Source organism: Chitinimonas sp. BJB300 (genome assembly GCF_002735695.1).
In the GTDB taxonomy this organism is placed as follows: Bacteria; Pseudomonadota; Gammaproteobacteria; order Burkholderiales; family Chitinimonadaceae; genus Chitinimonas.
This window is the reverse complement of record NZ_PDZH01000118.1, coordinates 1-12,094: the sequence shown is the minus strand read 5'-3', so window position 1 is coordinate 12,094 and position 12,094 is coordinate 1. Positions and strand designations below refer to the sequence as shown.

The following is a 12,094-nucleotide window of genomic DNA, read 5'->3' as shown; positions in this document are numbered from 1 at the left end:
CTCCACTACCGCGATCGGCAGTGTGCTCAGCGGTGATACGGTGTACTTCAAGGCGGGGCAAGACCTTAATCTGATGGGCAGCAGCGTGGTGGGCACGCACGATGTGCTGCTGGAAGCCGACCGTCACCTGACACTGGGCACCGTCGCGCAGACACATAACGAAACCCATAAGCAGGAAATCACCAAGACAGGCCTGATGTCGACCGGCGCAGGTTCGCGTCCACAACTCACTGCCGGCAAACAGAAGCAGGGCAAGGAAGATACCCAGCATTCGGTCACTCACGCCACCAGCATGGTAGGCAGTCTCAACGGCAACGTGGCGCTCATGGCCACGAAGGGGACATTGAGCACCTATGGTGCGCAGCTGCAGGCCAAGGGCGACGTAATCGGCCAAGGGCGCGATGTGAAAGCCTTTGCCGTGGTCGATACCGTTGACGCAAAAACCCATAGTTACACCGAGTCAACAGGCGTGCGTGTGGGCGCGCAAAGCAAGCAGGCCGATGCCGTCGCGAGCTTGGGCAAAAGCCTGACGCGCGCCGTGGAAACCGACAACCCACGTCTAAAAGCGCTATTGGCCGCCAAATCAGCTTATGCCGCCAAAGACTTGGCACAGATGGTCGAAAGCGCCAAGAAGAGCGACGATAAAGACGGCAAAGGGGGGATAGCGGGCAAGGTGACCGTCAGCATTGGCACCACCCGGCAGGAAAGCACCGACAGCGCGCATGGCGAAACCGTGCGCAAATCCACGGTATCACATGGCGGCACATTGCAGTTCAAGGCCACGGGGGGCGAGGCCGACGCCAAGGGCGACACCGGCGGCGATATCCTGCTCAAGGGCTTGCATACCCAGGGCAAGGACATCGTCTTAGACGCCAAGCGCGACTTGATCGGCCAGAGCCAAGCAGCCACGCAAAGCACCGAAAGCAAGAGCAAGCGCTACTCGGCCGATGTCGGCCTGTATGCTGGCGGGCAGTCGGGCAAAGGCGGCAGCAGCGGTGGCTGGGGGGCGTATACCGCATTGGAGTACAGCGAAAGCAGCACCGCACTCTCCAGCCTTACCCATGAAGAAAACACCCTCAATGCCAGCGGCACCCTGACGATCAAGAGTGGACGCAATACTGACCTCAGCGGCACCATTGCCAAGGCCGACACCATCAAGGGCAAGGTGGGCGGCAACCTAACGCTGACCAGCGAACAGGATGTCGACCGCTATCGGCAGAAGAGCATCAGCGGCCAACTGGAAGGCCGGGTGGCGGTTCAGGGTAATGACACCGGGGCCAGTGGCAACCTGACCTACAGCCAAACCAGTAGTGACTATGCCAGCGTGCAGGAACAAACCGGGCTGTATGCCGGCAAGGGTGGGTTTGATATCGAGGTGGGTGGGCATACTCAACTCAATGGCGCAGTCATCGCCAGTGAAGCCGACCCCAGCCTGAATCGCCTGCGTACCCAGACGATCGGGTTTGGCGATATCACCAACAAAGCCGAATACACCGCAGTGGGCGGCACCCTGTCGTTCGATACGGCGGGCGGTGGCACGCCCAAACCCAATATCACCGTACCGGTGCATGACCGGGCCAAAGGCACCACACATAGCGCCATCGCTGCCGGCACCATCGAGGTATTGCAAGACCAGACCACAGGCCAGGATAGCCTCGCCGGCCTAAGCCGCGACACCACCAACGCCAACGGCAAGCTTGAACGCATCTTCGATGCCAAGAAGGTGGAAGAGCAGGTTGAAGTGAACCGGCTTATCGGCGAGGTGGGCTTCCGCGCAGCCGGTGATATTGCGCAGTCAAAAACACGGGACCACGACCAGGCCAAGCTCGCCAAGGAAAATGCCGAGGGCTATCTCGACCTTAAAAACCGCGCCGAGCAAGGTGGTACGTTAAGCGACAGCGAACAAAGCACCCTCAGGCAATACGAAGCGTCGGGCTACACCGTGGCCACAGCGACGGCTCAACAAGATCAAGCCAGCCAAGTCATCGCCAAGACGCAGGACCAATACGACAAGTGGAAAGAAGGCAGCCTGAACAAAACCCTGCTGCACGCCACCGTGGGAGCCTTGCAGGGTGGCGTAACGGGTGCCGTCAGCGCCGGCACAGCAGAAGCCAGCCGTGCGCATACCGATACGTTGAGCAACAGCCAGCAACAACTGGCCAGTACGGCTATTGGTGCTCTTGCAGGTGCGGCAGTGGGCGGTGGCAGCACGGGTGCCTTGACCGGGGGTGGCACAGCGCTGGATGCTGAGTTGTACAACCGGCAGTTACACAACTCTGAACGGACACGCATCCAGAAACTGGCAGGCAATAACAAGGAACTGGCACTACGGCTTGAAGAGGCAGCCTGTGCCGAGGTCAAGTGTTCGGCTGAGTTTGCGGTGGGCTCGAAGGACTATTACGACGCAGTGCGCAAAGAGCAGCGCGGTGCTGAGGATGATGAGGCTCGCGCCATGCTGAGCAAGGAAAAAGCCAGCAATGGCAATTTCCTTGATTATGGGGTGTTTGCCAAAGGCCTGGATGCAGGCAAGCGTACAGGCCATACCTTTACCCAGGGAGTAGGCTCAACCGTTACGACACTCAACGCCAAAGGCGACAACGGGCTGAAAGCGTTGGTGGTTGACCCGATCCGTAAGGACTGGAAAGACGCACGAGACGTAGCAGAATCGCACCCTGTGGCAGGTCCGGTTGCTGGGGTGGTTGGCGGTGTGGTGAATGGGGCGATCGACACCACGCAAAACATCATCGACACCACCGGTTTTATCGTAACGGGCAAAGCCCCAGAAAACTGCATGGGGGATACATGCCAGCTCCTCAAGGAGCAAGGCGTCGTCAATACCGTCAAACAGATGGGCACCGCGATGGTGGGTCTGCCAGGCGATGTCTATGAGGATTTTGAGAAAAAGCGCTTTGCGTCGGGTACGGAAAAGCTGAACGATATGGTGGGGTTGCTGCTAGGCAGCATATCTGGCCTTAAATCAGGCGTGAGTAAGCTGCCAACATTCGGCAATAAGGACGATGCACCCGCTACGCCGGCAACCCATCCGACGCCGGATGTGAAACCCATTGTCACAACTCAGTCTGCGGCACCAACCAATACGCCAAGCGTAAATACCAAACCAGTACAAGCGCCAATTCAGAATACGGCCCAAACAGCGGATATTACGAGTACCGCCAAACCAAATGTGCCATCTCAAACCGCAACGTTAAGCCCAGAGCAGGTTGAAGCGTTTAAAATGGGAGCTGGGCCGGTTAGTGTGAAGGGAGGCGAGGCGGGTGTTTCAAACAGGATTTTAGGTAACGCTGATACCCCTTCATCCCTAGGTCGGATTGTTAGCGAACACTCTGCAATTAACCCTGGTTTGCTTGATTCCGGAGTCGCTGGAACCTTCACCGGTGGACGGTATAAAGTCGTTGAGTTGACGCAAGACACTACATTGTATCGAGCAGGAACAGCGGATCGACCTCTTGGGCAGTTCTTCGATGCAGCTCCTCCGGAAGGCGTGCTTCAGACACGAATCGACAAGGCTGTTCTCCCTATTTGGCCTGGAGGCGGTACCTCCCCAATTGATACATCTTTTGCGGTCAGTATCCCGAAAGGAACTACCGTCTACGTGGGTGAAGTTGGCTCACAGGGTGGATTTTACGTTGGAGGAACGCAGCAGATCGTTGTGCTTAAACCATGGGCGATTGATGGCGTCCAAGTTCTCAATTCGAGTCCTTTAAAATGATGAAAACTCAAGAAACACAAGCAACATTAACAAGGATGGCAGAGCTTCTTCGTATTGGTGAAATTAACGACTGGGCGATAGCGCTTGAATCCTTAGGGAAGGAGATGGCAGTTGATCCTAATAGAGCGTCGGCCAAAATACTGGCCATGTACGGGGGAATGGGGTCATTAAATGACTTGATTCTGTACAGAGCCGGACAGCCGTTAACAAAAGAAAACGCTGAACTAGATGCACTGAGAGCGAAGCTGCACGCTCTTTGTCACGGATAGTTTTTTGATGCCAACGACGTGGTGCAGGGCCAGAACACAGGCCAGAACAGCCCCGCCGGCCTAAGCCGCGACACCACCAACGCCAACGGAAAGCTTGAACGCATCTTCGATGCCAAGAAGGTGGAAGAGCAGGTTGAAATCGGCCAGCTTGTTGGGGAGATCGGCTTCCGTGCGGTCGGCGATATTGCCCAAGCCAAAGGGTGGAAGGACGGCAGCAAAGAGAAGATCGCCTTGCATGCCATGATGGGTGCCCTGCAAGTAGGATTGGGGGGCGGTTCATTCGATTCTTGACAATCTGCGCGTTCATCACGCCAAGTTGGTCCGCGCTTGGTTGGAGGGGCACCGAGAGGAGATAGAGGTGTTCTACTTGCCGGCGTACGCGCCGGAGTTGAATCCTGATGAATACCTGAATGGCGATCTGAAGCAGCAGGTTCGGAGCGGTCGTGCTGCCCGCAGTCGTGAAGAACTGGAATCCCGCGTTCGCTCGGTGCTCAAACGCCTGCAGTTGCGGCCTGAGCGTATTCGTTCCTATTTCCGTCACCCCAAGATCGCTTATGCGGCGGATTTGGGGTATTAAATTGCCGGGTTAATAGCATTGGTGCGCCCATTGTGCGCTTTATAGCCCGACAGGGCTGCCGCAGGCCAGAATATTTGCTTCCGAAGGTGGGTCTTGCAATTGTCACCCAGGGACGGCACAAACTTCGCCACACTTGGCAGATGCGAGACGTCACTTTTAGCGATTAGCGCCAATCCGCGATATTCAAGCCTTCTGCGGGGAACTACCCTAGCTAGCTATGTAGCGAATCGCTAAAATAGCGGGATGCGCATCCTGCATCTAGCCGATATCCACTTCCGGTCACCTGAGTGCCTGAATCCCACAACCGACCCAGACGTAGCATTTCGAAGTCGCCTTGAGGCTGACCTTGTCGAGCTATGCACCAACGACAACATCCCGGTTGATATCATCCTCGTGGGGGGAGATATCGCTTTCAAGGGCCATGTAGACGAGTACGAAGTCGCAAAGAGATGGCTGCTGCGTCTAGCAAAACTCTGCGGGTGCGGGCCCTCCGGAATCCTTACTGTTCCAGGTAACCACGACATGAATCGCTCGATCTGCGCGAGTGTGGCTGTGTCAAATGCTCAGGACGCCATTGCCAAAGAAGTTGGCGACCACGAACGCGACCGGCAGATGTCTCGACAGTTAGGCGATGACCGGACCGGTACAGATCTCTTTAAGCCGCTGGAAGCCTACAACGAATTCGCTGCTCAGTTTGGCTGCAGCGTCTACCCAAAACACCCTTTCTGGCAAAAGGATCTGGAACTAGCCGAAGACGTCACTTTGCGGATTTTCGGGCTGACCTCAGTCCTGATTTCTGGGGCTGGCGACCGTGATAGTGCACCCGGTCAATTGTTCCTTGGTAGCGCGCAAGTAGTTCTGAACCCTCAGAACGATGTTATGAACCTTGTGCTCTGTCATCACCCTCCCTCGTGGTTCTCGGATGAGTCCAGAGCCGACGGCCTTATCAATGCGCGAGCGCAACTTCAGTTCTTCGGGCATGAGCATAAACAGCGCGGTCAGCGCCCTCCGGAATATTTTCGTTTCATGGCCGGTGCGGTCAATCCTGACCGAAGAGAGCCGCAGTGGGACCCCGGGTATAACCTGGTTGATCTTGAGGTGGTCGGCGAGGGACTGAATCGATTCGTCGAAGTTAAGGCGCGCTTACGTCACTACCAGGGACCTCCTAGCGAGTTGTTTGTGCCGGTTCTCACTCAGCGACGAGAAGAGATCTGGAGCCACCAACTGAGTCTGCCAAAGAAACCATCTTTTACCCGGAAGATGGCACCCACTAAGCTCAAGGTACCGAATCTGGCCGAGACTAGCATTGCCTCAGCAGACCATGCCGCGGTGGAGGAGGCGGCAGCCGATGTGCATCCTAAGCTGCAGACGGAGGTCGATGTGACTGAGCCATCCACGGATAATCTCATCTTCAGGTTCTGGCAGCTCAGTAGCAGCCAGATGCGCGATATCGCCCTGGAGCTCGGGCTGATGACCAAGGACGATATGCAGGTTCCGCCGCATGAACGCTACCGCAACGCCCTTAACGTTGCGAAGCAAAAGGGACTCCTGATTGAGCTAGCCAAGCTTATCGAGAAGAACGAGAACAATGTCTAACGAAAAGGGGGAAGTGTGAAGGGTGAATTTTCGAAGTGGTACGCAACGTCCTTCCCACAGGAAGCGTCTTTCATTGAACAGCGCTGGAAAGCCATTGATGCATGCTCAGAGGAGCTAAGAAAAAGCAGCCTCGTTTTACTCACGACGCTAGCATTTCGCCTCAAGCCTCCTAAGAGTTCTACGGAGGTTTCGGCCCTGCGTCAGGCGCTGACCGGCGAAGCTGCGGCAGTGGGCGACGAGGAACTCCACATCCTATCTGCGAGCACATTGGCGGTGGCAATGGGGTCCACGAACAAAGACATAGTTGCGCTCGCCGCATCTATTGTCGCCAGTGCGTCGTGTGGTGGCCTCCGCGATCTGAAACAGCCGATGGATCTCGTTGGCCAGAGCGACAACGTCCTGCGACAGCTGTCCGAAACCTCCCGTCGGCGGCCAGCTCTTGAGCAAGCCAAGTTTGTTACACCCTTATTGGACAAAGCCGATCCTACGTTGCTCAAGGCGCTGGATAACGAAATCCCGTCTGATGTTGCTCAGGCCCTTATTGGTGCGACCAACAAGGCCCTATCTAAAATGGCGAGTCGCCAACGCGAATTCGAGGCCGCAGTTCAAAAGTACGTCACTATCCAGGATGAGGAGCTCGACATCCTCTGGTGGATTGAGGGCGGGCACAGCTTCGACCTCGCTCAGGACTTTTCGAAGATTGAGGCGGAACACTTGCCGCTAGCCATTGCTCGGGAACTCGCAGGGCTTACCAAGGTTCTTCCCGGCCCGCCTGCACTTTCTTCGCTATTGTCTCGTACAGGCCTGCTGGATGCACCTCTACTGTCCATTCCCGGATGTGTCCAAAGCATGCCGATAGACTGGTTGAACAATGCAGTCGACAAATTAAAGGGCGAGGACGTTTCTCCGGCTCTGACTCCGATACTTTTTGCTCTTCAGCGGCGACATGAAGTTGATGGCCAGGACGATTGGATTTCGGCTTGGAGCACGACAACAGGACTTAGTCGCGAGCCCGTCCTCTCGCCACTCCAGATCGCGGTAGCAGCCTACCGCGAGATTTCTTGGACCCAGCTCGGGTGACCATCATGGACGTCACGGAAGAAGCATTTGTCCGGTGCGCCAACCCGGAGTGCAAGGTCGCGGAAAATGGTCGCTGCATCGAAGGCATCGCAGACCTTCAGAGCTGTACCCACTACGGAAAAGCCTTGGTTATCGTTGATCGCCCGGCATCGCCTGCTACGAGAAAGCCGGTACCGGGCGTCAGCTTGCCTGGAGCGGAAGCAATGGCACGGGGTGATGTCCAACTAATGTTGCGCAACCAACCGTGTAACGTTGTCGCAATTGTGGGTCCAGTCGGGTCCGGCAAGACCAGTCTCATCGCTGGAGCCTTTGACCTCTTTCAACAAGGGCCGGTGGACGGTTTTTCTTTCGCTGGGTCGTCTACACTTCATTCATTCGAGCAAGCGTGTCATGACACACGGCGCGCGTCGAAGCAAAAGACACCGATGATGGAGCGTACGCAGACAGGAGACGCAACTTTCTTCCATCTTGACCTTGTTCCAGATGGATGTAAGGGCAAACGAAGTGCCTTGCTGGCAAACCGGTCTGGCGAGGACTATATGGAGGTGCAGACCACGCCTGCGCTTGCGGAGCAGTTCTTTGAACTTCATCGTGCGGACACCATCACTGTACTGGCTGATGGAAAGCACCTGCTAGATTCTGGCTTACGCCACCAGGTAAAAGACGATATCTGTCTTACTCTTCGCGCTTTTCAGGAGTCTGGTGCAACCAGGCCGTGGCAGCGTCTCGCGGTCGTACTCACCAAGCTGGACGCAGTCCGTGAGGGTGCAGGCAAGTCTGAGCGAGCCCTGCAGAATTTCGAGCGTATCTTGGAAGATGTCCGCAAACAGTTCACGCAGCATTTCAGGGACATTCAATCTTTCCACGTAGCGGCCTCTCCACAATCTCCGAGCGCAGACCGCGGCGAAGGTATGGTGGAGCTGTTGCGCTATTGGATGTCCGAGCCAGCACGCCTGCAGCCTGTCTCAGTGCCGGTGGTGATACCTACGGCTGCTCGCTCATTTGGCAAATTAGCCCCGCTTGCGAGTAATGGTCATGAGTAACAAGTCCATTGTCGCACTGGGACTTCCCGCTTCCGGAAAGACAACCTTCTTGGCCGCCCTGTGGCATCTTTTAACCAATGAGAAAGTGAATGGGCACCTGAGTCTCGCGAAACTTGAAGCCGGTGAAGCCGCTCACCTGAGATCCATCGCCTCCCGATGGCTTCAGGCCAAGAATCAGGATCGTACATTCCACTCTGGTAACAAGACCGTCAAACTCAGTTTGAAGCCGGCTTCCGGCGAGATTTTTGAACTCACCTTCCCTGACATTGCTGGAGAGGCCTTCGCTCAGATGTGGGAGATGCGGGAGTGCCCCTCCGATGTCGCTGAGGCGTTGCAGACCAATGGCGTGCTCTTGTTCATCCATGCAGACAAAATCAGAGTACCTGGATGGATCGCTGATGACTTGGCGCAAAGCCAAGACTTGGGTGTTGTCATCGGCGGTGACCCCACTCCCTGGAAGCCTCAGTCCTCACCTACCCAGGTTCAGCTGGTGGACATCCTGCAGTGCTTGCAATTACCTCCGTTGTACGTTGGTCCCCGCAGGCTCGCAGTTATCTTGTCTGCCTGGGACAAAGTTGAAAATGACGGGGTATCGCCCGAGCGTTTCCTGAAGCTGAATCTGCCCCTGCTGTACCAGTACTTGGAGGGCGGCCTCGGTGAGGGGTGGAAAATGCGTGTTTTTGGCGTCAGCGCACAGGGGGCGGATTACGATAGAGAAGGTGGTGAACCGAATGCAGACGCGGAACGAATGCGAGAAATTGAAGTGCCCTCTCACCGCATTCGGGTGGTGGCCAAAGACGCGGAATCGCATGATCTGACCGAGCCAGTTTACTGGCTCTTGGGCTAATGAGCTTGCGATGCTAAAGCTTCATCAAGCGCTTCATGGATATTCAGACGGACATCGTCAGTTGGCATGCTCGGTAAGTTTGCCAGCCAAAGACGCCAGGCTGGTATTAGTGATGAGCGACGTTTCAGGGCCGGGCGTCACGTCGTTTGGGGTGCCTTACATCACGGGCTATCCCTTGGCGGAGTCAGGCTTGTATGCCTTGGCTAAAACCTGGCCAGCGCCAGAAATGGCACGCCCTGGATGCGTATGGACACACACATTGCTCATCGGTTTTACCGACTTGGCAGCACTAGTGTCGCCCTCTGTCATTACAAGACTTTTTCAGCGACCACCGACGAAGGTACTTCTCGAAGACTACACCGGCGAAATCGGTGTCGAGCTCCAAGAGCATCTGATAAGCCAGCCTTTATCGCCTGAAGCATCCGATTGGTTCGAAAGGCTGGCGAGTGCGGTGTACGAGTACCCCTATGCGCAGGTATGGGCGCGACGAACTGACGGTTCTGAGGTTGACAACGCGGTGTTGCGGCTATGGGATCAGCAGTGGCCACGTCTCAAGCGATCCTTCAGGTTCTGTACTTTGACGTCGCGGGATCGGTCGCAAGAGGGAATGCCGTTCGACCTTCAGCTTTCCCAGGCTGGAGGGACGAGCTCGCATCTCCGTTTCTCTTCGGGCATCGACGGGATTGAAGCGACTACTAAGTCGGCCGAGCCTTGGTTGCAGGATCTAGTGCAAGATGCACAGCTCCCCCAGGACTCGACATTACGGCCCTTCTTGCGGCGGCTGGGGGCAGACATGCTCGTAAGCCGAGAGGCGATGCGTCCGTTCTGTAGCCTGCACGCGGCGCTTAAGTGCGCAAGTGTGGAAGGCATTTTGGATGCTGTACGCCAGGTGGCGGACTCGGCGCTGTTCGCGACGTCTGAGTTGGCGATGACGATCGTAGCGCAAGCAGCCATCGCAAATCTGGAAGTGGCAGATGGTCAGGTCTTGGATTTCGTCATCCACACGTTACCGTTTCTTCCTGAGGCCACGATCCGCAAGCACCAGGATCACTTGACTCAATTGCTGTGGGAACGCGATCCAAGGAGGGTAATTGACTTGGCTAAGGATTCTCGCAACGAGGTTCACGACGCCATTCGAGCCGGCGCCTTGTCGATCCCTCGTGCAACGGTCATACGGCAGCTCACGCAGGTTGGCGACTTGGCAGAGTCGTTACTGGAGCTCATACCCTCCATCGCAGAGGATCCAGTCTTCTGGTCCTCCAGCAAGTTGCATCCGTTGACTGCAGCTCGGGTGGGAGTCGAACTATCAAAGGCCGCAGTCCTGCGCGCGATGATTCTTGGGCTGCATGAACACGTCTTGATCCAGTTCGCAGTACAAGTTGTCGGGGCGGTTACCGTTCTCGAACAACTTCAAGTCGTTGTTAATCAGACGAACAACCTTGACCAGGTCCGCTTTTGGTTGCGGTATGCATGTGCCGACACTAACGCTGTGGCGCAGTTCTTTGCAGGCCCAGCGCCCCCATCTAGGATGATCCTGATGCTGATTGCGGAAGCAATCCAGCCCGATGCTGTTCCGAACGATATAGGCGCTGACCCATGGTATCTGGCATTGCACGCACTTGTTGCCGAGGAGGGCAAACTTCCTATTGAGCTACTAGTCTACGGGTTTCAACGTGCTCTTGGCAGACGCTCACGAAGCGCCGTGGAGCTACTCAAGCTCACCTTCGAGGCGCTTCATACGGCTGTAGCAAAGAACGCAATCCCCGAAGATTTGTGGCGCCAGTTCGAGAGATCATTGCCCAGAGCACCCTTCGGACAGGAATGGGACCACGCAATCAGTTTGCGGCGTGCAACGGCGTGGAAGTGCAATGAATCGCAGATGAGCCCCGAGGCTTTGGCTCACTTAGTTGGTTCCGATGCCCTATTCAAATTGCTACTGGAGGCAATTTTGGACCTTTGGGGTGGGGCGAGATACCTTCGGTCGGTAAATAATGCGCTTCTCAAGTCACGCAACGACGTTGAAATCCGCCGTAGTCGTCTTCTCAATGATTTCATCAAGAAGCACGCGAAATTCTGGTAACTGGATAGAGGGGTGTAGTGTAGGGATACGGAAAGATTCTCGAACACCCTAAATCTATTCATGTTTGCCGGCCTCCTCAAGGGCAGATAACTTGCAGACAACTGTCGTTGCATAGGCGACAGCTGTACTTCCTTTTTGGCCGATTTCTCGCCGCAACAGCCGTTAGGAAACCATGCGCTCGGCATCGTCTCGAATCCACTGTCGGCGACCTTGCTCTGCCAGTTGGCTAACGAATTAAGCGATGCGTTGCATGTCCAATGCTCGATATATTCGGCGATAGCTGTTGATGATTAATCAGTAGTGGGAGAGAGGTACAACAGTGTTTGAAACGCCCCGGGGCGCTTCACGAGTTTTATATAGAGCCGAACTACACGGATGCGGTCTTCGTATGAGTACATAAAGGGGTCCGGGGATCAATGGAACAAGGAAGTCAGTTAAGGGGGCCGGGGAGATGGTATGAACGCCGCCCTCCCAAGTTTCATACCTGTCCAACCTGGCCGCTCAATAGCCTATCCAAGACCTTGAGGGTCTCACGGTAGTCCTCGTTACTGAGGACCCCGCGCCATTCAGCAACCCCTTTCGCGACAGGAGATTCCGGTAACACATAGTCCTCAGGGTGCCAAGAAACAGTCGACGAGTTGTTATGTAAGATCGTTGCGGGTAGCGCTCGACCACTTTGGAGACGGTCGTATTCACTGGCTGGCAAGCAACGGCCATGGGCATAGATGCCCGCACGCAACGCAAAGTGTCAAACAGCGCCCAATAGTTACCAGGTAACAGCGTCCAATTCTTTCCATTTACTCAGTACGTCTTCGACCCTTTCTTGCGGTGTTTGAATCGGTAGGAATCATTACCCGTTTCCAGAATGTCGC

8 protein-coding genes and 1 pseudogene are annotated in these 12,094 nt (G+C 55.8%); all 9 read left to right on the top strand.

Features of this window, described 5'->3' with window-relative positions; all coding sequences use genetic code 11:
- Nucleotides 1-3,730: hemagglutinin repeat-containing protein (locus tag CSQ89_RS16970; RefSeq protein WP_199065642.1), on the top strand; the 3,730-nt coding region annotated here is incomplete at its 5' end.
- Nucleotides 3,727-3,999, top strand: coding sequence for a DUF6966 domain-containing protein (locus tag CSQ89_RS16965; protein WP_099407280.1), 273 nt, complete (start codon nucleotides 3,727-3,729; stop codon nucleotides 3,997-3,999). The genes CSQ89_RS16970 and CSQ89_RS16965, both read left to right, overlap by 4 nt.
- A gap of 21 nt (nucleotides 4,000-4,020) precedes the next feature.
- A complete protein-coding gene (locus CSQ89_RS16960; RefSeq protein WP_139023129.1) occupies nucleotides 4,021-4,290 on the top strand; it encodes a hypothetical protein in 270 nt (89 codons plus the stop codon).
- Nucleotides 4,274-4,576 (top strand): annotated as a pseudogene (locus CSQ89_RS16955) (transposase); the annotation flags it as partial. The gene CSQ89_RS16960 and the pseudogene CSQ89_RS16955, both read left to right, overlap by 17 nt.
- A 243-nt stretch (nucleotides 4,577-4,819) precedes the next feature.
- Complete coding sequence (locus CSQ89_RS16950) at nucleotides 4,820-6,172, top strand: metallophosphoesterase (RefSeq protein WP_099407278.1); 1,353 nt, start codon at nucleotides 4,820-4,822, stop codon at nucleotides 6,170-6,172.
- Nucleotides 6,173-6,187: 15 nt separating this feature from the next.
- A complete protein-coding gene (locus CSQ89_RS16945) occupies nucleotides 6,188-7,252 on the top strand; it encodes a GTPase-associated system all-helical protein GASH (protein ID WP_099407277.1) in 1,065 nt (354 codons plus the stop codon).
- 5 nt (nucleotides 7,253-7,257) lie between these two features.
- A complete protein-coding gene (locus CSQ89_RS16940) occupies nucleotides 7,258-8,295 on the top strand; it encodes a TRAFAC clade GTPase domain-containing protein (protein ID WP_099407276.1) in 1,038 nt (345 codons plus the stop codon).
- Nucleotides 8,288-9,142, top strand: coding sequence for a TRAFAC clade GTPase domain-containing protein (locus tag CSQ89_RS16935; RefSeq protein ID WP_139023130.1), 855 nt, complete (start codon nucleotides 8,288-8,290; stop codon nucleotides 9,140-9,142). The genes CSQ89_RS16940 and CSQ89_RS16935 overlap by 8 nt, the downstream gene beginning before the upstream one ends.
- A gap of 10 nt (nucleotides 9,143-9,152) precedes the next feature.
- Nucleotides 9,153-11,222 (top strand): GAP1-N1 domain-containing protein, encoded by a 2,070-nt coding sequence (locus CSQ89_RS16930; protein ID WP_139023131.1) that lies wholly within the window; start codon nucleotides 9,153-9,155, stop codon nucleotides 11,220-11,222.
- Nucleotides 11,223-12,094: the final 872 nt, after the last annotated feature.